A 23,370-nucleotide genomic window follows, 5' to 3' on the forward strand; every position below is an offset into this window, starting at 1 on the left:
GATTTCACGGCTCTTGTTTTTCTTTTGTGAAGCTATGGTTTCCTCCTGTAACGCGGCTTACTTTACAACCGAATTTGCTTAAAATGGTTTCGATTGTTTTGACGTCTCCCGGTTTGTGTTGAAGAAAATCTATTCTTTGCTCGTAAATTCCTATGCGGGAACGGATCTCCTCATGGCCGGCATTCTCCAGGGCAGTATAAAAACCGCACAACCATGTCCAACCAACGGGAAGAGGCAACGTCAGATTCATGAATTTGTCCAAGCTTTTGCGTGCTCCTATATGATCCCTGCCTCCATTTTGTTTTGTGATGAGCGTTGCAAATGGAGTAGGCCGGTGCACTTCAATCAATGATGGCGGAATCTTATGAAATTAAATCTCTTGGCCATTGTCATCATATTTTTTGAAGCCATGGTCCACTTCAATTTTTGCGAGGTTCCAGAAGCTGACATCCGTAGGATGAAAAGTCAGGTTAAGAACGGAGGATGCTCCGGAAGGCTCCCAATCTCCATTTGCGGAAATCCTTCCCCGTATTCTCCATCTTTACCGGAAACCGGACGCCCTTCATGTTCAGCAGTAATTTTGGAGGGAAGAACGGCTGTGAAGGTTTTTTTTGGCTATAATTTCTTCTCCTTGTAGGACTTGCACATTGAATTCTCCTTCCGTTTGCAAAGCTGCATCTCCTATTTCCTTTTCAGGATCCTGTGTTTCAGAAGTGTCGAAAACGAGGTCTTTGTTAATAGTCAAAACAACAGGAACCAGTAAACTGGGATTATTTCCATCGTCTACCTCTATTTGAGCCCAGTTGTCTCCTTTTCTCGGTTCAATTCTCCATACCAGTTTTTTGGGATCTTCAATTAATGCTTCCTTTCCTGACAATCTTAACTTTACCAATTCACCAGCCCCAAAGCGGGTCCTTTTTCGCTCCCTTTCTTTTTCTTCGTCAGAGATAGGCTTTCCCTAGGCCTCGGCGATGCACAAGTCTGCGGAAAATTCATCCGGCTCCGATTCAATTTCCAACTTGGCTTTTTCTTCTTCACCAAAGGCGAAATGATGGAGGCCAGATAACAGGCAAAACGAGATGATGAATAATCTTGACGGAAAGATGAATTTCATTTTTATCTGGCCCTATGATAAAACTCTAATTTTGTTAAAAGGTATTAAACAATAGAAAAATCAATATTTTCCAGTTCAATTATTATTTCATGGATATTATCTTGAATTTTCATAAAATCAAGATTTTTAAATGAAATCTGTAAGAAGACATGCTTCCTGTACGGCAGGATGATTTGGAACCGCAGGAATGGAAAAACAGAGCAGGAGCCGGAATCAAGTTAGTCCCCAGTTTTCAGCACCTTGATGAAAGCTTCCTGCGGGATATTGATTTTCCCGATGGCCTTCATGCGCTTTTTCCCTTCCTTCTGCTTTTCCAGAAGCTTGCGCTTGCGGGTCACGTCACCGCCGTAACATTTGGCGGTAACGTCCTTGCGCATGGGAGAGATGCTTTCACGGGCGATGATCTTGCCGCCGATGCAGGCCTGGATGGCGACGGTGAAAAGTTGCCGGGGAATGACGTTTTTCAGCCGTTCAGCCAGTTCCCGGCCGCGGGAGGCCGCCTTGTCCTGGTGGACGATCATGGAGAAGGCGTCCACCGGCTCTCCGGCGATGAGCATGTCCATCTTGATCAGCTTGGCGGCCTGGTAGCCGGAGTATTCATAATCCATGGAGCCGTAGCCGCGGGTCATGGACTTGAGCTTGTCGTTGAAATCCACAAGGATTTCCGCCAGCGGCACGGTGCAGGTGAGCATGACGCGCGTATCGTCAATGGTCTCCGTATTGTCCACACTGCCGCGTTTCTCCAGAACGAGCTGCATGATGTCTCCAATGTATTCGCCGGGAAGCATGATAAACACCTTGACGATGGGTTCCCGGATCTCCTGGATTTCCTGGGGTTCCGGAAGCAGGCTGGGGTTGTCCACCTGCATTTCCTCGCCGCTGGTCTTGGTGACTTCATAGATCACGGAAGGATATGTGGAAATAATATCCATGTTGAATTCCCGGCGCAGGCGTTCCTGGATGATTTCCATGTGGAGCAGGCCCAGGAAGCCGCAGCGGAAGCCGAAGCCGAGGGCCACGGAAGATTCCGCCTGGAAGGAAAAGGCAGCGTCATTGATCTGGAGTTTGGCCATGGCGGCCTTCAGCGCTTCAAAATCAGAGGAATCAACCGGGTAAATGCCGGAAAAGACCATGGGGCGGATTTCCTTGAAGCCGGGCAGAGGCTCGGGGCAGGGGCGCATGCAGTCCGTGTAGGTATCCCCGATCTTGACGTCGGAAGCGGACTTCATGTTCGCGATAATATAGCCCACGTCGCCGGCTTCCAGCGTATCGGTTTTTGTCATTTTGGGCGTGAAAATTCCCACTTCCTTGACCTCATACACTTCATCCGTGGCGAAAAGCTTTACCTTCATGCCCCGCTGCACGCTGCCGGAGATGACACGCACGTAGGACACGACGCCGCGGTAGGCGTCATAAACGGAGTCGAACACCAGGGCGCGCAGGAGACCGTCTTCCTCCGTTTTGGGCGCCGGTACCCGTTCCACGACGGCCTCCAGGATTTCATCAATGCCGATTCCCATCTTGGCGGAAGCGTGAATGGCTTCCTCATGGGGAATGCAGACGATATCTTCCAGCTGGCGGTACACGTTGGGAAGGTTGGCGCTCGGCAGGTCGATCTTGTTGATGACCGGAATGATGGCCAGGTTCAGGTCCATAGCCAGGTGCATGTTGGCCAATGTCTGGGCTTCCACGCCCTGGGCCGCATCCACGATGAGGAGGGCCCCTTCGCAGGCGGCCAGCGAACGGGATACTTCATAGGAAAAGTCTACGTGGCCGGGAGTATCCAGCAGGTTCAGCTTGTAGGTTTTTCCGTTCTTGGCCTTGTAAAAAATGGTGACGGGGTGGGATTTGATCGTGATGCCCTTCTCCCGTTCAAGATCCATGGCGTCCAGAATCTGATCCTGCTTTTCCCGGTCGGAAATGGTATTGGTCTTTTCCAGCAACCGGTCGGAAAGGGTGGTCTTTCCGTGGTCGATGTGCGCGATGATGGAGAAATTGCGAGTCAATTCAATGGACATGATGCTTCCTTACTCTTCTAACGTGAGTGCCCTGTGCGCGGCGAGGGTAACACAGCCTTCCTCCCGGTCAAGACCGGAGCATGACCGCCGCATGGTTTTCACCGGCTGCGGCGTGAATGCCCGTTCCAGAGCGGGGTTGGAAGTCCGTCATTCATGACAGCGCGCGTCCGGTGATATTGAACAGGAAGCCGGAACAGCGGCTCTCAATGCGTGAGGGGCGTGCAGAAGAGGCCGTCCGGATCAATTCTATTTTTTAAGCATATGAAATCATTCCTGGCAGCTGTTTTAAGTTTGTTCGTCCCCGGTCTGGGTCAATTGTACAAGGGGCACTTCGTCCAGGCCATTGTCTGGTTCCTGGTGGTGGGCGCGGCTTACGGCCTGTTGTACTGGTTCATCTTTGCCCTGGTTCCCATTGTCCTGCATATTATCTGCATTTTGCAGGCCTACTTCATCGACAACGAATAGGAAGCGGGAAAACGGCATCACGCTTTCAGCACCGGAAGGCGTAGCACGGTTTTCAGCCGTTCCGCAGGCGTCTTCCGGGGGTCTGAGAGATAAATTTCATGGTGTGTCCGCATACCTAATGTATCCGGGCGCAGTCCCGACTGCTCCATGAAAACATGCATGCGGGCCAGCGTGGCTGGTTCATCGTCATAGGAACCCGTGTGCAGGCATTGTACGCAGAACCCTTCCGCAAAGGAAGCCATGCGCGCCATTTCCACGTTCAAATGGGGCTTTTTCTTCATGGCGTTCATCCGAGCGTACTCGAATGCCTCCGCAGTGATGAAGCCGGGCTGGCGTATCATGGAAGTCCAGCGGAACGTATTTTTATTTGCGGAAGGGTTTTGCCCCGAATTCCACCAGAGCCCTTCCAGGGGAGGGACGACGTATTCCAGATAATCCGGAGCCGGGAAAGCTCCTTTTTTCCCTCCCATCCGGACGGCGTAGGAAAGGGTGTACAATAATTCCAGGGCGTGTGAATACTCTCCGTCCGGAGCATTGGGATTGCCCGTGCCGTCCACCATGAAAAACTGCATTTCCGGCACGTCCACCACGGCGGGAACGGCAGAGGGAAGGTAAAGGCGCCTGTCCTGTTTCTTGTAATCCAAAGGGGGCATGGAGGCATGCTAACGGCAGAGGGGAGCTTATGCACGAAAAAAGAAGGCCGCCCCGTTTACGGGACAGCCTTCCATATATAAGGAAAATGAAAGAGCCGGTTCAATTCCTGCGGCGGCGCAGCATCAGCGCGGCCAGTCCCAGAAGGCTCAGGGAAGCCGCGGTGGGTTCCGGAACCGCCAGTGTTCCTTCCAGCGAAATATCGCGGATGATTCCGTTGTTGCCGTTGGTGCCCCCCGAACTGCCGATGACGGCATAAACCTTGCCGTTGCCGTTTGTCTTCATGGCCGCAAGCTGTTCGTCGGTCACATCGTAGGAAACGTTCCACTGGGAGGCGTTGTTGCCCCTGCTTCCCCTGCAAAGTTCCACCAGGTCTCCGTCCGTGGTTTCATACCAGACGGAATAAGTGTACGTGGGGCCCGTTCCGGGAGGAGTCAGGCTGAAGCTGAAGGTGAGCCCGGAATAGGCCTGGATGTTTTCAATGGTCATTTTCAGGCCGGCGCAGACCCCGGCCGTACCGGGCATGTTGGGAAGGCTGATAGTCTGGTTGGCTGTATTGACGGAAGCGCTGCCCCAGCCCATGTCACCGTTTCCGGTAGTGGTGTACCATCCGTCCGCGCGTCCGGCGGGTCCCAGCCATGCCTTGACGTCGGCGGCTGTGATATTGTTGTTGGCAAGACGTCCTGCGGAATTGTAGCCCTGGCCGGTGATGGAGGAGATTTCCGGCATCAGCTCAATGGTAGCCGCCGAAACGGAGGTTGCCAGAAAGGCCATGCCGAGGCAGATGGTGCATAATATTTTCTTCATTGCTGTTGGATTGATGTTGCCGTTAACATGCCGGATTGCAAATCCGCCCGGATTCACATGAAACAGGAAAAGGTTTCAATCAATTCAACGTTTTATAGTTGGCGTGAAAATCCCGTGGTTTGGAACAAGGCTCCCGGGTTTTTCAAACATGCCTTTTTACAGCAAAGGTCAAAGTTTCAAAATATTCTCTTGACACCGGATTTGCAATTCGTCCTGGGGAGGAATGCCTTGAGTGTAAGATATTTTAATACAGAAAAAGGGCCGCTCTCCTTGCGGAAAGCGGCCCTGGAATATGGTTTGGGAACGGATTAGCGTTCGTTGTCGAAGTTGATGGTATCGTTCAGGACTTCTTCGATGGAGTCCATTTCATCATCTTCGCCGGCGAGCACGATTTCTTCAGCTCCTTCCGCGGGATCCACTTCAATCTTGCTGTAGCGGGAGAACCCGGTACCGGCGGGAATGAGGTGGCCCATGATGACGTTTTCCTTGAACCCTTCCAGCGTGTCGGTCTTGCCGAGGGTGGAAGCTTCGGTCAGAACGCGCGTGGTGTCCTGGAAGGACGCGGCGGAGATGAAGGATTCCGTTTCCAGGGAGGCCTTCGTGATGCCGAGCAGAACGGGCTTGGCGGCGGCCGGCTGGCCACCCTGGGCGATCGTCTGTTCGTTGATGCGGTCAAAGGTGGTCTTGTCCACCTGGTCGCCCCACAGGAACTCGGTGTTGCCGGGTTCCGTGATGACTACCTTGCGCAGCATCTGCCGCACGATGATTTCCACGTGCTTGTCGTTGATCTCCACACCCTGGAGGCGGTACACTTCCTGCACTTCGTTGACGAGGTGCTCCTGGAGGCGTTCCTTGCCGCAGACATCCAGAATTTCTTCCGGAGAAACGGGGCCTTCCGTAAGCTGGTCGCCCATGTGGACGTGGTCGTCTTCGTGAACGATCACGTGCTTGTTCATCGGCACCAGATGGTCCACCAGTTCGCCCGTGGGCGTTTCAATGGTGATGACCTTCTTGCCGCGGGAGGTGTTCTTGCTGCTGAGGCGCACAATGCCTTCCACGCGTGCGATGGTGCAGGCGTCCTTGGGCTTGCGGGCTTCAAACAGTTCTGCCACGCGGGGAAGACCGCCGGTGATGTCCTTTGTCTTGGCCACCTTGCGGGGCGTCTTGGCCACCATGGTGCCGGCGGAAATGGTCTCTCCGTCCTTCACGGTCAGGTTGGCCCCGGCGGGAATGGCGTGGTGGGCCAGAACCTCGCGGGTCTTGGCATCGCGGATGACCACCTGCGGGTGGAGTTCCTGCTTGTGTTCCATCACGACGAGGGTGGACGTACCGGTTTCACGGTCCGTTTCCTTGGAAACGGTGATCCCCACGATCATATCCTTGAATTCGACCATCCCGCCCTTTTCAGCGATCACGGGCACGTTGTACGGGTCCCATGTGGCGAGGGTTTCATCCTTCTTGATGGAGCCGCCGTTGGGAACGTACAGGATGGTGCCGATGACGGGCTGGTAGGATTCCAGCTCGCGGCCCTGTTCGTTTTCAATGCGGACGGAGCAGTTCTTGTTCAGAACCACGAAGTTGCCGTCCACGTTTTCCACCGTGCGGAGGTCTTCCGTGTAGATCACGCGGCCGTCGTTCTTCGCCTTCACGATAGGCTGCTTGAACGCCGTAGTGGCCGTGCCGCCCACGTGGAATGTACGCATGGTCAGCTGGGTGCCGGGCTCGCCGATGGACTGGGCGGCGATGATGCCGACCGCTTCACCGATCTTCACTTCCTGGCCGGTAGCCAGGTTCAGGCCGTAGCATTTGGCGCAGCAGCCCTTCTTGAGTTCGCAGGTCAGCACGGAACGGATCTTCAGCTGTTCAATGCCGATCTTTTCCAGTTGTTCCGCCTGCTTCTCGTTGATGAGGTCGTTGATGTCCACGATGATCTCGCCGCTGACGGGATCGACGATACGCTCGCAGGAAACGCGGCCGTAAATGCGGGAGGAAAGGGAGGCCACCTCTTCATCGCCATCATAGATGGCGTGAACGGTGATGCCGTTATTCGTACCGCAGTCGTCCGCGTAAACGATGACGTCCTGGGCCACGTCCACAAGCTTGCGGGTCATGTAGCCGGAGTCCGCCGTCTTCAAGGCGGTGTCCGCCAGGCCCTTGCGGGCGCCGTGGGTGGAAATGAAATATTCCAGCACGGAGAGGCCTTCACGGAAGTTGGCCGTGATGGGGCGTTCGATAATTTCACCGCTGGGCTTGGCCATCAAACCGCGCATGCCGGAGAGCTGCTTGATCTGCGCCTTGTTGCCTCGGGCGCCGGAATCCACCATCATGAAGAGCGGGCTGGCCATCTTGGAACCTTCGTTGTGTTCCAGCTTGCGGTACAGGGCCGCCTGGATCACGTCCGTAGTCTGGGTCCAGATATCCACCACCTTCTGATAGCGTTCGCCGTCCGTGATGATACCGTTCTTGTACTGCTTGGTGACCTTGTCCAGCTCTGCATAGGCCTTTTCGATTTCCGTCTTCTTCTGGGACGGAACGACCATGTCCACAATGCCGATGGAGCAGCCGGAACGGGTAGCTTCTTTGAAGCCCAGGTTCTTCAGGGCGTCCAGGGTCTGCACGGTACGTTCCTTGCCCACCGTCTGGTAGCAGCGCCAGATGATGTCGCCCATCTGCTTCTTGCCCACGTTGCGGTTGATGTAGCCGAGTTCTCGGGGCCAGATTTCATTAAAACGCACGCGTCCGGCCGTAGTCACGATCACCTTCTTGGTTACGTCTCCGTACACCACTTCGGACGGCTTCTTGCCGTAGTCCGGGTTGTGGAGGCGAATCCAGTCATGGTAGCCGATCTTGCGGGCGGCAATGGCGTATTCCACTTCATCGATGGATTCGAAAAGGGGCAGGTGCTGGTGGTTGTCCTGGTAATTCTGCACTTCCGCGGCACGGGTGTGCGTCAGGAAGTACGCGCCAAGAATGATGTCCTGCGTAGGCGTGGCGATGGGCTTGCCGGATGCCGGGGAGAAGATGTTGTTGGGCGCCAGCATGAGTTGGCGCGCTTCCATCTGGGCTTCCACGGAAAGCGGCACGTGCACGGCCATCTGGTCGCCGTCGAAGTCCGCGTTGTACGCGTTACAGACAAGCGGGTGCAGACGAATGGCGGAACCTTCAATCAGGACCGGTTCAAAAGCCTGGATGGAAAGGCGGTGCAGCGTGGGCGCACGGTTGAGCATGACGGGGTGGCCCTTGGTGACTTCTTCCAGGATGTCCCATACTTCCGGCGTCTTGCGGTCAATCAGCTTCTTGGCGGAACGCACGGTGTGTACGTAGCCCAGCTCCTTGAGGCGGTGGATAATGAAGGGTTCAAACAGGATGAGGGCCATCTTCTTGGGAAGGCCGCACTGGTTGAGCTTCAATTCCGGGCCGATCACGATCACGGAACGGCCGGAGTAGTCCACGCGCTTGCCCAGCAGGTTCTGGCGGAAACGGCCGCCTTTGCCTTTCAGCATGTCGGAAAGGGATTTGAGGGGACGGTTGCCGGCTCCCGTGACGGCGCGGCCGTGGCGGCCGTTGTCGAACAGGGCGTCCACGGCTTCCTGGAGCATGCGCTTTTCGTTGCGGATGATGACTTCCGGAGTCTTCAGGCTCAGCAGGGTCTTCAAGCGGTTGTTGCGGTTGATGACGCGGCGGTACAGGTCGTTCAGGTCGGACGTGGCGAAGCGGCCGCCTTCCAGCGGAACCAGCGGGCGCAGGTCCGGCGGGATGACAGGCAGCACGTTCAGGATCATCCATTCCGGGCGCGTGTTGGACTGAAGGAAGCCCTGGGCCAGCTTCAGGCGCTTGGCGATCTTGCGCTTGTTCTGCTTGGAGTTGGTGTTGTCCAGCTGTTCCTGGAGATCGGCCACGAGGGAGGGCAGGTCAATGGAGGCAAGCATCTTCTGGATGGCTTCCGCACCCATGCCGGCTTCAAAGCTGTCATAGCCGTATTCGTCCTCCGCGTTGCGGAATTCCTCTTCCGTCAGAATGGCGCCCTTTTCCAGGGGAGTGCTGCCGGGATCCACCACGATGTAATCTTCATAGTAAATCACGCGTTCGAGATGGCGGGCCGTCAGGTCCAGCATGAGACCGATGCGGCTGGGCATGCACTTGTAAAACCAGATGTGGGAGACCGGAACGGCCAGCTCAATGTGACCCATGCGTTCGCGGCGCACGCGGGCGTTGGTCACTTCCACGCCGCAGCGGTCGCAGGTGATGCCCTTGTGCTTGATGCGCTTGTACTTGCCGCAGGCGCATTCCATGTCGCGGGTGGGGCCGAAAATGCGTTCGCAGAACAAGCCGCCTTTTTCCGGCTTGAACGTGCGGTAATTGATGGTTTCCGGGTTGACTACTTCGCCATGGGACCAGCTGCGGATGGTATCCGGATCAGCCACGGTGATGGCTACCTGGTCAAAGGTCTTGGGCTTGTCGCTCAGACCGTGCATTTCCCGAATGGTAGGGGTATCAGACATATGTTAAAAATCTTAAGAAGGGTTGATGCCCCCTCCCGCACCGTGCGGGGCGGAAGGGGAATGCGATGGATGTTAGAATTTAAGGTCGGAGAAATCGACATCCGCCAGTCCGGCCATGTCGTCGCTGTCAAAGCCTTCCGTCATGCCGTCCACCGGGGCAAGGTCCGTACCGCCGAGCTGCAGGGAAGGTTGTTCATCCTTGCTGCCGGGGCGTACGTTCAGGCCCAGGGACTGCATTTCCTTCATCAGAACGTTGAAGGATTCCGGAGTGCCGGCTTCCAGGGTGTTGTCCCCCTTCACGATGGATTCGTAAATGCGGGTGCGGCCCTGCACGTCGTCGGACTTCACGGTGAGGAGTTCCTGGAGGGTGTAGGCGGCGCCATAGGCTTCCAGCGCCCACACTTCCATTTCCCCGAAACGCTGGCCGCCGTACTGGGCCTTGCCGCCCAGGGGCTGCTGCGTGACCAGGCTGTACGGACCCACGGCGCGGGCGTGGATCTTGTCCGCCACCAGGTGGTTCAGCTTGAGCATGTAGGTCTGGCCTACCACAACGGGATTGTGGAAGGGTTCGCCGGTAAGGCCGTCGTACAGGATGCTCTTGCCTCCCACTGTGCCGTCCTTGCCGTCGCCGATCCAGGTAAAGCCGTCCACCTTCTTGGCTTCGGACATATAGTTCCAGATGGTTTCTTCACTGATGCCGTCGAACACCGGAGTGGCCACCTTGAAGCCGAGGGCCCTGGCCGCGATGCCGAGGTGGGCTTCAAGCACCTGTCCCACATTCATTCGGGAAGGTACGCCCAGGGGGTTCAGCACGATGTCCACCGGAGTGCCGTCCGCGAGGAAGGGCATGTCCTGTTCGGGAACGATCTTGGCTACCACGCCCTTGTTGCCGTGGCGGCCGGCCATCTTGTCACCCACGCCGAGCTTGCGCTTGGCGGCGATGTACACCTTGACTTCCTTCAGGCCGCCGGGTTCGGATTCGTCCCCGGATTCCATCTGGTCCAGTCTGTGTTCGCGTTCGTCGTCCAGCTCGGTGAAGCGGCCTTCGAAGGAGGTGATGATTTCCAGAATCTTGTTGCGGATCGGGCTGGGCTCGATTTCGATGTGGTCGTGAACCAGCGCCAGCTTGCGCAGCAGGGTCTTGGTGATCTTGCGGTTGGCCGGAATGATGATTTCGCCGGTCTGTTCGTTGACGACATCAAGCGGGATCTTTTCACCCAGAAGAATGTCGGAAAGCTTCTTGGTCAGCTGGTCAATAAGCTGTTCCTTCTTCTTCTTGTGCTCGTCGTTGATCTTCTTGAACTGCTTCTTCTTCTCCGCGCTGTCCACCACAAGGTCGCCGCGGTGATGGCCGGAACCTGTGGAAGAAATGCGTACGTCCATCACGATGCCGGTGCAGCCGGAGGGAACGCGAAGGGAAGTATCCTTCACTTCCGCCGCCTTTTCACCGAAGATGGCGCGCAGCAGGCGTTCTTCCGGAGCCAGTTCCGTTTCAGACTTGGGAGTGATCTTGCCGACGAGGATGTCGCCGGGCTTCACTTCCGCACCGATGCGGATGACGCCGTCATGGTCCAGGTTCTTCAGGGCTTCGTCCCCGGCGTTCGGAATGTCGCGGGTGATTTCTTCCGGGCCCAGCTTGGTGTCGCGGGCCTGCACTTCAAACTCGGAAATGTGGATGGAGGTGAAGGTGTCTTCCTTGACCGTCTTTTCGGAGATGACGATGGCATCTTCGAAGTTGTACCCGTTCCACGGCATATATGCCACCAGTACGTTGCGGCCGAGAGCCAGTTCGCCCTGGTCCGTGTTCGGGCCGTCCGCCAGCACGTCGCCGGCCTTGATCTTGTCCCCGCGGCGCACGATCGGCCTCTGGTTGATGCAGGTGCCGGCATTGGAACGCATGAACTTGCGCAGGGGATAGACGTAAATGCCGTTGTCGCGGTCGGTGCGGACGCTGTCCGGATCGGACAGGTACACTTCCGGGCGTACGGGCAATTCGCCGTCCTTCGTGGTGATGATAACTTCCGCAGAGGCGGAGGCAACGATGCCGTCCGCTTCCGCCAGCACGACGGAACGGGAGTCCCGGGCGCACTTGCCTTCGATGCCGGTGCCCACGTACGGGGATTCCGCCACCATCAGAGGCACGCCCTGGCGCTGCATGTTGGAGCCCATCAGGGCGCGGTTGGCGTCGTCGTGTTCCAGGAAGGGAATGAGGCCTGCGGCGATGGAGACGAGCTGCTTGGGAGACACGTCCATGTAATGCACGTCGGCCGGGTCCACTTCGATGAACTCGCCCTTTTCACGGGCGGTCACGCGGGAAGTGGTGAAGTTGCCCTGTTCGTCCAGCGGGTTGTTGGCCTGGGCGATGAGGTAGCCTTCCTCCTGGTCGGCGGTGACGTATTCGATGGTATTGGTGACCCGTCCGTTTTCCACCTTGCGGTAGGGCGTTTCAATGAAACCGAATTCATTGATGCGGGCGTAGGTGCACATGGAGTTGATCAGACCGATGTTGGGGCCTTCCGGCGTTTCGATCGGGCAGATGCGGCCATAGTGGGAAGGATGCACGTCTCGCACTTCAAAGCCGGCGCGGTCGCGGTTCAGGCCTCCGGGCCCCAGGGCGGAAAGGCGGCGCTTGTGCGTCAGTTCCGCGAGGGGGTTGATCTGGTCCATGAACTGGGACAGCTGGGAACGGCCGAAGAAGTCGCGTACGACGGCGCTCAGCGCCTTCGGGTTGATCAGCTTGCTGGGCGTGACGCCTTCAATATTCTGGTCGATGAGGGTCATGCGTTCCTTCACCAGGCGTTCCGTCCGGGCGAGGCCCACGCGGCACTGGTTGGCCATGAGTTCGCCCACGGCGCGCACGCGGCGGCTGCCCAGGTGGTCGATGTCGTCCACCATCCCTTCGCCCTTCTTGAGGCGCAGGAGATACTTGAGGGCGGCCAGGAAATCTTCCGCAGTCATCAGGCGTTGGTCCAGGCTGGTGTCCAGACCCAGTTTCTGATTGATCTTGTAACGGCCCACGCGGGTGAGGTCGTACTTCTTGGGATCGTCGAAGAGTCTCTTCAGAAGCGTGCGGGCCTGTGCGGCCGTAGCGGGGTCGCCGGGACGCAGGCGCTTGTAAATTTCCTTGAGGGCGGATTCCTCGTCGTGGGCGGGATCCTTCTTCAGGGTCTTGATCAGCACGTCGTCCTCGTTCTGGTTGATGACGTCGATTTCCTTGATGCCGAACTGGAGCAACTGGCGTACCACGCCCATATTGAGCTGTTCGAAGGCTTTGGCAAGAACCAGATCCTTGTCCTTGATCGTATCGACGGCGACGAGGTTGTGCAGGTCTTCTTCCGTCATATCTTCGCTCAGGGGAAGAGTGCGGATATCGTAAAACTGGCTGACGATGTCGCGGTCGGTCTTGAAGCCCAGATAGCGCATGAACGTGGTCGCAAGGAACTTGCGGCGGCGGCGGCGGCGGTCAAGATAGACGTAGAGCAGGTCGTTGGTGTCAAACTGGACTTCCAGCCAGGAACCGCGGTCCGGAATGATGCGGAAGGAATGCAGAAGCTTGCCGTTCAGGTGCTGGGCGCTTTCAAAGCAGATGCCCGGAGAACGGTGAAGCTGGGACACAATGACGCGTTCCGCGCCATTGATCACAAAGGTGCCGCGGTTGGTCATCATGGGCATTTCACCCATGTAAACAGTTTCTTCCTTGGATTCGTTGTCGGATTTGAGCTTGAAGGTGACCTGGAGGGCGGCGCTGTAGGTTTCCCCGGCGCGGATAGCCTCGTAGTCGCTCATCTTCGGCTGTTCTATTTCATAAGAGACGAAGTCGAGCTCAATGTTTTCGTCATAGCTCTTGATAGGAAAGATTTCCTTCAGAACACCCTGCAAGCCGATGTTTTTCCTGGCCGCGGCCGGCGTGTCCTGTTGTAGAAAATCGAAGTATGATTGCAGTTGAATCTCAATAAGGTTGGGAGGTTCGATGACTTCCTTGATATTCCCGAAGTAGAGTCGCTTTGACATGGGCTGCTGTGGCGGAGATGTTATGAATGTGCATCCTTGCTGCCCGGATGCGGGGCAGAACGGTTCCTTCCTTGGGGAGACGGAACCGACTGGAAGCGATTTGATGCGCAAAAAGCCTCTAGTCGGTCACGCGGGATGTGAAGACGAGGAAGCGCAACAGGAGAAAAAACGGGATTTCTCCTGTTGCGCGGGAAGTAAAAAGCTTACTTGACGTCGATCTTGGCGCCGGCTTCTTCCAGCTTGGCCTTGGCGGCGTTGGCTTCGTCCTTGGAAACGCCTTCCAGAATGGTGGCGGGAGTGCCTTCAACCAGTTTCTTGGCGTCCACCAGGCCGAGGCCGGCCTTCACTTCGCGGACAGCCTTGATCACGGCGATCTTGTTGGCGCCGGCTTCCGTCAGCACAACGTCGAATTCGGTCTTTTCTTCTTCAGCTTCGGCGGGAGCGGCGGCAGCACCGGCAGCGGCTACGGGAGCAGCAGCGGAAACGCCCCACTTTTCTTCCAGGAGCTTGACGAGGTCGGCGGCTTCCAGAATGGTCAGGGTGCCGAGTTCTTCAGCGATTTTGTTAATATCAGCCATTGTATTGTTTTCTTTTTTGGTTCTAGTCGCGCCAAGAGCCACTTGGCATTTCAGTTCTCCGGCCGGAGTTCCGACAAGGAACCTCTAGGAGAGGTCAGGCCCGGTTTTCACGCATTTTGGCTAAAGTGCAACAGGGCCGTCCGGTCAAGGGGTTAGTATTAAGCAGCGGGTTCTTCGCTGCCGCCGTTTTCCTTGTCCACATATGCCTGAATGACTCGGGCAAGAGCGGAACCGGCGGCATTGATGGTGCCAAGGAGCTTGGCCAGCAGCTGGTCGCGGGGAGGCAGGTCGCCGATGGCGCGGATCTGGTCGGCAGTGAGGACTGCCCCGTCCAGAATGGCTACCTTGTATTCGGCCTTCTTGGAAGCCTTGTTGAAGGTATTGATGGCTTTGGCGGCGCCAGCCACGTCGGATGCTCCGGTGATGAAGGCGGTCTGGCCGACGAGGTGTTCGCCGATGTCCGGCAGGCCGGCATCCGTCAGGGCCGTGCGCATGAAATTGTTCTTGGCCACGTGGCACTGGGCGCCGGAGGCGGCCAGGGCGGAACGCAGATTGGTGAACTCGGGCACGGTGATCGCGGTGTAGTCCACAACGATCAGGAACGGAGAGGCGTTGACGCGGGCGGTCAGGTCGTCAATGATGATACGCTTGTCAGGATTCATGATGTGCTAAATCGGTTCGGGTTACAGTTTGGCGATGGAAGCGGTGTCAACCGGGAGACCGGGGCACATGGCGCATGAAACGGTGACGGATTCCACATAGGCGCCCTTGGCGGAAGCCGGGCGTGCCTTGATGACGGAATCAACCAGAGCGGCGATGTTTTCGCAGATGCTTTCGTTGGAGAAGGACAGCTTGCCTACAGCGGCGGAGATGTTGGCGTTCTTGTCAACCTTGTAGTCGACGCGGCCTGCCTTCACTTCCTTCACGGCCTTGGCCGTGTCGTCCGTAACCGTACCGGTTTTCGGGTTGGGCATCAAGCCGCGCGGACCCAGTACACGGGCAACCTTGCGAACCTCCGTCATGGCGTCGGGGGTGGCAATGGCCGTGTCAAAGTCAACGAAACCGTCCTGGACCTTCTTGATGAGGTCTTCAAAACCCACGTATTCGGCTCCGGCTTCCTGGGCGGCCTTCGCGGCGTCGCCCTGGGCGAAGACGAGGACGCGGACGTTCTTGCCCGTGCCGTTGGGCAGGGAGACGCTTCCGCGGACCATCTGGTCGGATTTGCGGGGGTCCACGGTCAGGTGGAAGGAAACGGTGACAGTCGGGTCAAACTTCGGCGCCGGGAAGGACTTCATGGTTTCCACGGCTTCGGAGATGCTGTAGTTCTTGTTAGGAGTAACAAGCTTGGCTGCTTCTTGATATCGCTTGCTGCGTTTGGTAGACATGTGTGTATTTGGCAGTGCGTTCGGATTGGTTAATCCTCCTGCGGTGAGTGTTACATACCTTCAACTTCGATGCCCATCTGGCGTGCCTGTCCGGCAAGGATGCGGGCGGCGCTTTCGGGATCTTTCGTGTTGAGGTCAGGGAGTTTGGTGTTGACAACTTCCATCAGCTTGGCCTTGGAAAGGGTGGCAACCTTTTTCTTGTTCGGTTCGCCGGATCCGGAGGCAATGCCGGCGGCTTTCTTGAGAAGCACGCTGCCCGGGGGCTGCTTGGTGATGAAAGAGAATGACTTGTCCTTGTAAACCGTGATGACGGTCGGCAGGAGGTCGCCGGCCTGCTTTTGCGTGGCGGCGTTGAACTCCTTGCAGAATGCCATGATGTTTACACCGGCCTGACCAAGTGCCGGACCCACGGGCGGGGAGGGGTTAGCGGCTCCGGCGTTGATCTGGAGCTTGATGATTTTGGTTATTTCTTTTGCCATGGTTTTGCTTTGTTAGCGGAGAAAATGAACGGCGGGAATGTTGCGGGAAAAGTTTCAGGCCTTTTCAACCTGCCAGTATTCCAGGTCCACCGGAGTGGCGCGGCCGAAGATGGAAACGCTGACACGCAGTTTGCCTTTTTCCGGATCGATTTCCTCGATGGTGCCTTCCTGGCTCTGGAACGGGCCTTCGCAGACGCGCACCGGGTCACCGACGGCGAATTCCACCTTGGGACGGGCCGCGACGGCTTCTGCGTCCAGCAGGGGTAGCAGGTCCTCCACTTCGCGCTTGCGCATGGGGAGGGGGGCGTTGCGGGAACCGGCAATGCTGATGACGCCGTCAATCTGCTGGATGAAGTACCAGAGGTCCTTGTTCAGGGAGCCGTCGGCTTCCAGCAGATACATGTTGGCGTAAACGTACCCGGGGAACAGCTTGCTGTGGCGTTCCGTCTTTTTGCCGTTGCGGACTTCGGAGATAAGTTCGGTGGGGACTTCCACCCGGTAGATGAAGTCGGAAAGTTCGGCGTCCTTGGCCTTGCGGATGATGCGGTCACGAACGCTGTTTTCCTGTCCGGAGAGGACATGAAGCACGTACCATTGTTCGTGAGGCTCTGGGGTACTGGGCATGATCGGAAAAAGAAAGTGGGGGATAAAACTAGACTGCCAACTTGATGAGGTAGTTGACCACGCTGTGGAGGAAGATGTCGAACGATGCGACAAACGCGCCAAGGAAGACCATGGCAATCAGAACGACAAGAGTGGAACCCCAGAGTTCGCGGAATTTTTTGAACCCTTTCACCTTGGGATCGCTTTCCCAGGGCCAGGTGGTCTTCTTAAGCTCGCCCTTAACTTCGGCGATGAATTGAGAAATCTTGCGAAACATGCTTCAAGGTGGGGTGATGTATTTGGAAAGAAGTGGCAGGTCAGGAGGGACTCGAACCCCCAACTTTCGGTTTTGGAGACCGACGCTCTACCGATTGAACTACTGACCTGTTGGTTTTCTTCTTTCGTGGGAGAATGAGGGGACCCCGCGGGGAGGCCCCCTCATTCAAACCGGATGTGTAGATTCCTCTACTAGTCCAGAAGGGACTTAGTCAAGGATTTCGCTGATACGACCGGCACCTACGGTGCGGCCGCCTTCGCGGATAGCGAAGCGCATGGCTTTTTCCATGGCGATCGGGGTGATGAGCTGAACTTCCAGGTTGACGTTGTCACCAGGCATCACCATTTCCACGCCTTCGGGAAGGGTGCAGCAACCGGTCACGTCCGTCGTGCGGAAGTAGAACTGCGGGCGATAGTTGTTGAAGAACGGAGTGTGACGGCCGCCTTCTTCCTTGGTCAGGACGTAAACTTCAGCCTTGAAGTTCTTGTGGGGCTTCACGGTGCCGGGCTTGATGATCACCTGGCCGCGTTCGATGTCTTCCTTCTTCACGCCGCGGAGCAGCAGACCCACGTTGTCGCCGGCCTGGCCTTCGTCAAGCAGCTTGCGGAACATTTCGATGTCCGTAACGGAGGTTTTCTGGGTATCGCGGATGCCGATGATTTCCACTTCTTCCATCTTCTTCACGATGCCGCGTTCGATACGGCCAGTGGCTACGGTACCGCGGCCGGAGATGGAGAACACGTCTTCCACGGGCATCAGGAAGGGCTGGTCAACGGGGCGTTCCGGCTGGGGAATGTAAGCGTCAACGGCTTCCATGAGGTCCATGATGGACTGTTCGGCAGCGGCGTCGCCTTCCAGAGCCTTAACGGCGGAACCCTTGATGATGGGGGTGTCGTCGCCCGGGAATTCGTATTCGTTCAGAAGTTCGCGGACTTCCATTTCCACGAGTTCGATCAGTTCGGGATCGTCCACCAGGTCGCACTTGTTCATGTAAACGACGATGGCGGGAACGCCTACCTGACGGGCAAGAAGGATGTGTTCACGGGTCTGCGGCATCGGGCCGTCGGAAGCGGCAACCACGAGGATGGCACCGTCCATCTGGGCAGCGCCGGTGATCATGTTCTTCACATAGTCGGCGTGTCCGGGGCAGTCAACGTGAGCGTAGTGACGCTTGTCCGTTTCGTATTCAACGTGTGCCGTGGAGATGGTGATGCCGCGTTCGCGTTCTTCGGGAGCGGCGTCGATCTGGTCATAGCCGCGTGCTTCGGCGAAACCCTTCTTAGCGAGCACTGAAGTAATGGCGGCGGTAAGGGAGGTTTTGCCGTGGTCAACGTGACCGATGGTGCCCACGTTCACGTGGGGCTTGTTGCGCTGGAATTGCTCTTTAGCCATAATGATATGTTTAGGTTTGGGCTGCTATGGGTCTAGCTTGAAGATGGAGCTTCTGGCGGGAATTGAACCCGCGACCTCATCCTTACCAAGGATGCGCTCTACCCCTGAGCTACAGAAGCATAGACTTCTTCCGCCTTTCGTCGCTCTAAGAGAGTTGTAACTCCGCCCAAACCTGCGGTTCTAGCGGATAGATAGCATCCTCCCGTGTTGCCTGACGAAAAGCGGACGCTAGATTACGCTTTTAAATGCCTGATGTCAATGAAAACGTGAACATTTTTTCGCCTGCATGCCGCAATAATGTGGCATGAGTTTCCAATCTGCTCATCAGGAGTGCGTTGAATGCTTGGACCTGTTCAGGTCTTCCGTCAGTTTCAGGTTGGGGTCAACATCTTCCTCCAGAGAATGGAAAAGCCCCCGGCGCGCCTTGAGGCAGGCTACGTAGGCAATCATGGCTGCATTGTCCGTCGTCAGATCAAAATCTGGCAGAATAAGTTCCACTCCTTCGCGTGCGCAGGTTTCCTGCAGGCGCGTGCGCAACTCCCTGTTGCAGGAAACGCCTCCGGAAACGGAAAGGGTGTGGTGGTCCGAAAGGCGCAGGGCATGCAGGGCCTTGCGGATCAGCACGTCCGTAACGGCTCGCTGGAAGGATGCGCAGAGGTCGCAGAGGGTTTGTTCCGCCAGGTTGTGGGGATTGCCACTCTCCGTCAGCTTGGGCAGGGTATAGAGAACGGCCGTTTTCAGGCCGGAAAAGGAAACATTGGCCGAGGCCCCCTTCATCAGGGCGCGCGGGAAGGAAAATGCCTCCGGATTACCCCGGGCGGCCATGCGGTCTATTTCCGGGCCGCCGGGGTAGGGCAGTCCGAGCATTTTGCCTACCTTGTCGAACGCTTCTCCGGCGGCATCGTCCAGGGAACGGCCCAGCAGGCGGTAGTCCCCCACGCCCCGGACGTCCACAAAAAGGGTGTGGCCGCCGGAAACGACCATGCCCAGATGCGGTACGGGGCCTTCCGGACGCTTGACAAAGGGGGAGAGAAGATGTCCTTCCAAATGATTGACGGAGACGAAAGGCTTGCCTGTTGCCAGGGCCAGGGCCTTGGCCGTACTGTTGCCTACCAGAAGGGCGGCAACCAGGCCGGGGCCTGCCGTGGCTCCGAACACATCAATGTCTGCCGGAGTGACGCCGGCTTTCCGGCACGCAGAGCGGATGACGCCGGGAAGGTCCGTGGAATGGTTGCGGGAGGCCAGTTCCGGAACCACTCCGCCATGCTGGCGGTGAATAGCGATCTGGGAGGAAATGACGGATGAGAGTATCTCCGGGGCTTCTTTCTCCCCGGAGGAGCGCAGTACGGCAACCGCCGTTTCATCACAGGAGGATTCTATTCCCAGGACGGTGAAAGTATCCGGCATGGCTGGGTGTGGGAAGCGGGGTTCAGGACGCCTGCCGGATCTGAGCCGGTTCCTTGTCGGTGACTGTTTTCCTGGTAATGGTTACGGAATCCGTGTTTTTCATGCTGGGCACCTTGTACATGATGTCCAGCATAAGGTTCTCGAAAATGGCGCGCAGGGCTCGTGCTCCGGTGCCGCGCTCCATCGCCTCAGCAGCCATGGCTTTCAAGGCGTCCGGGTGCACGTCCAGTTTAGCCCCGTACATGGCGAGCAGCTTGGAATACTGCTTGACCAAGGCATTTTTCGGTTCCGTCAGCAGGCGGACAAGCTGGGCTTCGTCCAGCTTGGAAAGCGGGCAGAAGATGGGGAGACGGCCTACCAGTTCCGGAATCATGCCGAAGGAAAAAAGGTCTTCCGGCATGGCCTGGGCAAGAATCTCCTCTTCCGAGTATTCCTTGCTGCCGCGCTGTTCTGTAATGGCCCCGAATCCCATCTGGCTGGCGCCAAGACGTTTGCGGATGATATCCTCCAGACCGACGAAGGCTCCCCCCACGATGAAGAGGATTTTTTCCGTATTGACGCGGATATACTCCTGCTGGGGGTGCTTGCGTCCTCCGGTGGGGGGCACGTTGCAAATGGTGCCTTCAATGATTTTCAACAGGGCTTGCTGTACGCCTTCCCCGGAAACGTCCCGCGTGACGGAAACGTTCTGGGTCTTGCGGCCGATCTTGTCGATTTCGTCCACGTAAATGATGCCTTGTTCCGCCCTGGCTACGTCAAAATTGGCTGCCTGGAGCAGGCGCAGGATGATATTTTCCACATCTTCGCCCACATAGCCGGCTTCCGTCAGCGTGGTGGCGTCGACAATGCAGAAAGGAACGTTCAGCATCTTCGCCAGAGTCTTTGCCAGCAGAGTCTTGCCTGAACCGGTGGGTCCGGCGAGCAGGATGTTGGACTTCTCGATTTCCACGTCGTCCAGGGACTTGTCCTCCAGCGTTATGGAATTCTGGCGCAGGCGCATGTAATGGTTGTACACGGCTACGGAAAGCACCTTCTTGGCATGATCCTGGCCGATGACATACTGGTTGAGTGTGGCGCACATTTCTTCCGGAGTGGGAAGGGGGCCTTCATAGGAGGTCGCCGGGGCTCCTGCCTCCCGCAGCATTTCCGTTGCTGCGGCTTTCCGGGCCTCCGCCTGGCACATGGCATAGGCGGAAGGCTCCATGTTCAGGATGCCGCGGATGAAGCGGGTGGCGAGCGGAAGGCCGTTGTCCTTCACAATCATGTTGACGCAAATTTCAACGCAATTGTTGCAGATGTAAAAATCTTCCGCGATTTGAATGAGCTTGTCCACCTTGTTCCCCGGCTTGCCGCAGCAGGAACAGGCTGGAATGTTAGGGTTGGAACCGGACATAATCTGATATTGAGAGAGTAAGGGGCGGCCGGCAGGATTCAGGCCTTGCCCTTCTTCTTGTTTTCCTGTCCGTCCTCGTGATGAGTCAGCACCTTGTCCACCAGTCCGTAGGCGGCGGCTTCTTCCGCGGTCATGTAATTGTCGCGGTCGGCATCTTTTTCAATCTGTTTTTCCGTCTTGCCGGTGTGCTTGGCCAAGATGCCGTTGAGGCGTTTTTTCAGGTTGAACATGAATCCGATGGTGCGTTCCACGTCGGAGGCGGTGCCCTGGGCGCCGCCGGAAACCTGGTGGATCATCACATGGGAATTCGGCAGGCAGAACCGCTTGCCGGGCGTGCCCGCGGCCAGCAGGACGGAGCCCATGGAGGCGGCGATGCCCAGGCAGTACGTGTTCACGTCGCAGGAAACGAACTGCATCGTATCGTAAATGGCCAGGCCCGCGGTGACGGAACCGCCCGGAGAGTTGATATATACGTGGATGTCCTTCTTGGGATCGGCCATCTGAAGGAAGAGAAGCTGGGCTATTACGGAATTTGCCACGTCGTCGTCGATGGCGGAGCCGATGAAAATGACACGGTCCTTGAGAAGGCGGGAATAAATGTCAAAGGCGCGTTCTCCGCGGCCGTCCTGTTCCACCACCATGGGAACGTAATAGGACTTCACGGTTTCCGGATTGGAAGAGTGGGGTTGAAACATATGATTATTACAGATTCGATGTTTTATATTCGATGTAGTTCCCCTTCTGGCGGATACAAAACGGGGGAGTCGGGCATTCGCGCCAACTCCCCCTGGTAAAGTTTCTTGTGCAGAGGAGGGTTATTGCTCGTCTACGCTTACTTTGGCTTCTTTCGTCAGGAAGTCCAGAACCTTGGCTGTCAGCAGGCTCATTCTAATGCCGTGTACGCGGCCTTCACGCTGGATTTCCCGGATGTAAGCCTTGAGTGCCTTTTTCTGCTGGCGGGCCTGACGTGCCACTTCGTTGTAGAGTTCCATTTCCGTGACGGAGATCTTTTCCACCTGTGCCACTTCCTGGAGCATGAAGAAGACCTTCAGGTTGCGCCGGGCTTCGTTTCTGGCTTCCTCACGGGCGTCTTCCACGAACTTGTCCATATCGGCCGGGGGATTTCCGCTGTACATGGCCTGCTGGAGCTTCTGCTGGAGGATGCCGTACACTTCCCGTTCCACGACGGCTTCCGGCAGGTTGAAATCAAGCATGTCGGCCAGCTTTTCCGTGATCTGGTCGGCCTTGGCTTCGTCGATCTGAAGAGTCTTGCGCTGGGCGATGTTTTCCTTCACGGCGGCCTTGAGTTCCTCCAGAGTCTTGCCGGGCAGCACCTTGGCGGCGAATTCGTCGTCAATGGCCGGGAGCTCCTTCTCGCGCACTTCCTTCACGGTGGTGTGGAAAACAAGATCCTTGCCGCGCAATTCCGCGATCGGGAAAGTATCCGGAATGGTTACGGTAATATCCTTGCTGTCACCGGCCTTCAATCCTTCCAGGGCGGAGGCGAAGCCGGGCAGGAACTGGTCGTCTTCCACCTTCATCCACTGGTTTTCGCGGCCCTCCAGAAAGCCCACCGGCTTGCCGACGGCTTCCGCTACGGGCTTGCCTTCCAGCGTTGTTTTGAAATCAATGATCGCTACATCATCCTTCTTCGCGGCACGGTCCACGGGAGCAAATTCCGCAATCTGTTCGGCCAGGGAATTGAGGGATTCCTCTATGTCCGCTTCCGTCACTTCAGAGGAGGGAACCTTTACTTCGATCCCCTTGTACTCCGGCAGTTCAAATTCGGGAACCACAGTCATCGTGCTGGTGGCAGTATAATTGCCCTGTTCGTCGATGGACTGTTCCGGCTTGCCGAAATTGAGAACTTTCAGCTTGGGATTCTGTTCCAGAGCCGTGGAGCAGGCAGTTTCAAAGAGGGTATCCAGCAACTCTTCCTCAATCTCCTTCTTGAAGCGCTTTTCAATAATGGACTTGGGAGTCTTGCCTGGGCGGAAGCCGGGCAGCTTGGCCTTGCCGGCGTAGGAGTCCACAATGGAGGCGCGGCGCGCGGCCGTGGTTTCTGCGGGAATGGAAGCTTTCAGCGTGGCTGTGCAGTCCGGTTGAATATCAACGTTGATTTCCATAAATAATACGGTCAGTGTTAGAATGAAAGTGGTTTATCCCGGCTTCCGGCATAAGGGCGGCGTCAGGACACGGGCGGCGGTAAATGTAATGAGAGGCTATCTTAAGTGCAAGCTATTGCACAGGAATGACACAATTGCCATTCCGAGGCATGCGCGCGCAAC

19 protein-coding genes and 2 tRNA genes are annotated in these 23,370 nt (G+C 56.8%); 1 reads left to right on the top strand and 20 read right to left on the bottom strand.

What is annotated here, in order from left to right; genetic code table 11:
• Positions 1-4 precede the first annotated feature (4 nt).
• The 3 genes from V3C19_RS01120 to lepA form a co-directional block, all read right to left on the bottom strand.
• Positions 5-250, bottom strand: a complete 246-nt coding sequence (locus V3C19_RS01120; protein WP_215434233.1) for a hypothetical protein — start codon at positions 248-250, stop codon at positions 5-7.
• 318 nt (positions 251-568) lie between these two features.
• Positions 569-877, bottom strand: coding sequence for a hypothetical protein (locus V3C19_RS01125; RefSeq protein WP_330937125.1), 309 nt, complete (start codon positions 875-877; stop codon positions 569-571).
• Positions 878-1,332: 455 nt separating this feature from the next.
• Positions 1,333-3,132 (bottom strand): translation elongation factor 4, encoded by a 1,800-nt coding sequence (gene lepA, locus V3C19_RS01130; protein ID WP_295933509.1) that lies wholly within the window; start codon positions 3,130-3,132, stop codon positions 1,333-1,335.
• Positions 3,133-3,393: 261 nt separating this feature from the next.
• Between lepA and V3C19_RS01135 the strand changes: the two genes are divergently transcribed.
• Positions 3,394-3,597: a hypothetical protein gene (locus tag V3C19_RS01135; protein ID WP_130083676.1), complete on the top strand. Its 204-nt coding sequence runs from the start codon at positions 3,394-3,396 to the stop codon at positions 3,595-3,597.
• A 17-nt stretch (positions 3,598-3,614) separates the two neighbouring features.
• On the opposite strand, the gene V3C19_RS01140 is transcribed toward V3C19_RS01135, so the two are convergent.
• The 17 genes from V3C19_RS01140 to tig all read right to left on the bottom strand — a co-directional run bounded on the left by V3C19_RS01140 (position 3,615) and on the right by tig (position 23,208).
• The gene (locus V3C19_RS01140) at positions 3,615-4,250 is read right to left on the bottom strand and encodes a GyrI-like domain-containing protein (protein ID WP_295933506.1); all 636 of its coding nucleotides are present in this window, start codon (positions 4,248-4,250) and stop codon (positions 3,615-3,617) included.
• Positions 4,251-4,350: 100 nt separating this feature from the next.
• Positions 4,351-5,055, bottom strand: a complete 705-nt coding sequence (locus V3C19_RS01145; RefSeq protein ID WP_130083674.1) for a PEP-CTERM sorting domain-containing protein — start codon at positions 5,053-5,055, stop codon at positions 4,351-4,353.
• A gap of 308 nt (positions 5,056-5,363) precedes the next feature.
• Positions 5,364-9,557: a DNA-directed RNA polymerase subunit beta' gene (rpoC, locus tag V3C19_RS01150; protein WP_130083672.1), complete on the bottom strand. Its 4,194-nt coding sequence runs from the start codon at positions 9,555-9,557 to the stop codon at positions 5,364-5,366.
• Positions 9,558-9,629: 72 nt separating this feature from the next.
• A complete protein-coding gene (rpoB, locus tag V3C19_RS01155) occupies positions 9,630-13,568 on the bottom strand; it encodes a DNA-directed RNA polymerase subunit beta (protein WP_295933502.1) in 3,939 nt (1,312 codons plus the stop codon).
• A 203-nt stretch (positions 13,569-13,771) separates the two neighbouring features.
• A complete protein-coding gene (gene rplL, locus V3C19_RS01160; protein ID WP_295933500.1) occupies positions 13,772-14,146 on the bottom strand; it encodes a 50S ribosomal protein L7/L12 in 375 nt (124 codons plus the stop codon).
• A 158-nt stretch (positions 14,147-14,304) separates the two neighbouring features.
• Positions 14,305-14,808: a 50S ribosomal protein L10 gene (gene rplJ / locus V3C19_RS01165; RefSeq protein ID WP_067570725.1), complete on the bottom strand. Its 504-nt coding sequence runs from the start codon at positions 14,806-14,808 to the stop codon at positions 14,305-14,307.
• Positions 14,809-14,829: 21 nt separating this feature from the next.
• Positions 14,830-15,531, bottom strand: coding sequence for a 50S ribosomal protein L1 (rplA, locus tag V3C19_RS01170; protein ID WP_067570723.1), 702 nt, complete (start codon positions 15,529-15,531; stop codon positions 14,830-14,832).
• Between the two features lie 50 nt (positions 15,532-15,581).
• On the bottom strand, positions 15,582-16,010 hold the full coding sequence (gene rplK, locus V3C19_RS01175) for a 50S ribosomal protein L11 (protein WP_067570722.1): 429 nt from the start codon (positions 16,008-16,010) through the stop codon (positions 15,582-15,584).
• A gap of 54 nt (positions 16,011-16,064) precedes the next feature.
• A complete protein-coding gene (gene nusG, locus V3C19_RS01180) occupies positions 16,065-16,634 on the bottom strand; it encodes a transcription termination/antitermination protein NusG (RefSeq protein ID WP_067570720.1) in 570 nt (189 codons plus the stop codon).
• 28 nt (positions 16,635-16,662) lie between these two features.
• Positions 16,663-16,890, bottom strand: a complete 228-nt coding sequence (locus tag V3C19_RS01185; RefSeq protein WP_067570718.1) for a preprotein translocase subunit SecE — start codon at positions 16,888-16,890, stop codon at positions 16,663-16,665.
• Between the two features lie 33 nt (positions 16,891-16,923).
• Positions 16,924-16,999: transfer RNA gene (locus V3C19_RS01190), tRNA-Trp, on the bottom strand.
• 98 nt (positions 17,000-17,097) lie between these two features.
• Positions 17,098-18,282: an elongation factor Tu gene (tuf, locus tag V3C19_RS01195; RefSeq protein ID WP_067570716.1), complete on the bottom strand. Its 1,185-nt coding sequence runs from the start codon at positions 18,280-18,282 to the stop codon at positions 17,098-17,100.
• Positions 18,283-18,326: 44 nt separating this feature from the next.
• Positions 18,327-18,401 (bottom strand) — tRNA-Thr (locus tag V3C19_RS01200).
• 205 nt (positions 18,402-18,606) lie between these two features.
• Positions 18,607-19,689 (bottom strand): tRNA (adenosine(37)-N6)-threonylcarbamoyltransferase complex transferase subunit TsaD, encoded by a 1,083-nt coding sequence (gene tsaD, locus V3C19_RS01205; protein WP_130083670.1) that lies wholly within the window; start codon positions 19,687-19,689, stop codon positions 18,607-18,609.
• A 22-nt stretch (positions 19,690-19,711) separates the two neighbouring features.
• Positions 19,712-21,082, bottom strand: coding sequence for an ATP-dependent Clp protease ATP-binding subunit ClpX (gene clpX / locus V3C19_RS01210; RefSeq protein WP_130083669.1), 1,371 nt, complete (start codon positions 21,080-21,082; stop codon positions 19,712-19,714).
• 38 nt (positions 21,083-21,120) lie between these two features.
• Positions 21,121-21,777: an ATP-dependent Clp protease proteolytic subunit gene (locus V3C19_RS01215; RefSeq protein WP_067570709.1), complete on the bottom strand. Its 657-nt coding sequence runs from the start codon at positions 21,775-21,777 to the stop codon at positions 21,121-21,123.
• 120 nt (positions 21,778-21,897) lie between these two features.
• The gene (gene tig, locus V3C19_RS01220; protein WP_295875286.1) at positions 21,898-23,208 is read right to left on the bottom strand and encodes a trigger factor; all 1,311 of its coding nucleotides are present in this window, start codon (positions 23,206-23,208) and stop codon (positions 21,898-21,900) included.
• Positions 23,209-23,370: the final 162 nt, after the last annotated feature.

It is taken from the genome of Akkermansia sp. AE01SA01 (assembly GCF_036417395.1).
GTDB lineage: Bacteria > Verrucomicrobiota > Verrucomicrobiia > Verrucomicrobiales > Akkermansiaceae > Akkermansia.

Excerpts from the sequence above, each read along its gene's own strand:
- rplL (WP_295933500.1), bottom strand. The coding sequence starts at position 14,146 with ATGGCTGATATTAACAAAATCGCTGAAGAACTCGGCACCCTGACCATT.
- V3C19_RS01140 (WP_295933506.1), bottom strand. The coding sequence starts at position 4,250 with ATGCCCCCTTTGGATTACAAGAAACAGGACAGGCGCCTTTACCTTCCC.
- rpoB (WP_295933502.1), bottom strand. The coding sequence starts at position 13,568 with ATGTCAAAGCGACTCTACTTCGGGAATATCAAGGAAGTCATCGAACCT.
- V3C19_RS01185 (WP_067570718.1), bottom strand. The coding sequence starts at position 16,890 with ATGTTTCGCAAGATTTCTCAATTCATCGCCGAAGTTAAGGGCGAGCTT.
- tig (WP_295875286.1), bottom strand. The coding sequence starts at position 23,208 with ATGGAAATCAACGTTGATATTCAACCGGACTGCACAGCCACGCTGAAA.
- V3C19_RS01120 (WP_215434233.1), bottom strand. The coding sequence starts at position 250 with ATGAATCTGACGTTGCCTCTTCCCGTTGGTTGGACATGGTTGTGCGGT.
- nusG (WP_067570720.1), bottom strand. The coding sequence starts at position 16,634 with ATGCCCAGTACCCCAGAGCCTCACGAACAATGGTACGTGCTTCATGTC.
- lepA (WP_295933509.1), bottom strand. The coding sequence starts at position 3,132 with ATGTCCATTGAATTGACTCGCAATTTCTCCATCATCGCGCACATCGAC.
- V3C19_RS01145 (WP_130083674.1), bottom strand. The coding sequence starts at position 5,055 with ATGAAGAAAATATTATGCACCATCTGCCTCGGCATGGCCTTTCTGGCA.
- tuf (WP_067570716.1), bottom strand. The coding sequence starts at position 18,282 with ATGGCTAAAGAGCAATTCCAGCGCAACAAGCCCCACGTGAACGTGGGC.
- rplA (WP_067570723.1), bottom strand. The coding sequence starts at position 15,531 with ATGTCTACCAAACGCAGCAAGCGATATCAAGAAGCAGCCAAGCTTGTT.
- V3C19_RS01135 (WP_130083676.1), top strand. The coding sequence starts at position 3,394 with ATGAAATCATTCCTGGCAGCTGTTTTAAGTTTGTTCGTCCCCGGTCTG.
- rpoC (WP_130083672.1), bottom strand. The coding sequence starts at position 9,557 with ATGTCTGATACCCCTACCATTCGGGAAATGCACGGTCTGAGCGACAAG.
- rplK (WP_067570722.1), bottom strand. The coding sequence starts at position 16,010 with ATGGCAAAAGAAATAACCAAAATCATCAAGCTCCAGATCAACGCCGGA.
- tsaD (WP_130083670.1), bottom strand. The coding sequence starts at position 19,689 with ATGCCGGATACTTTCACCGTCCTGGGAATAGAATCCTCCTGTGATGAA.
- rplJ (WP_067570725.1), bottom strand. The coding sequence starts at position 14,808 with ATGAATCCTGACAAGCGTATCATCATTGACGACCTGACCGCCCGCGTC.
- V3C19_RS01215 (WP_067570709.1), bottom strand. The coding sequence starts at position 21,777 with ATGTTTCAACCCCACTCTTCCAATCCGGAAACCGTGAAGTCCTATTAC.
- clpX (WP_130083669.1), bottom strand. The coding sequence starts at position 21,082 with ATGTCCGGTTCCAACCCTAACATTCCAGCCTGTTCCTGCTGCGGCAAG.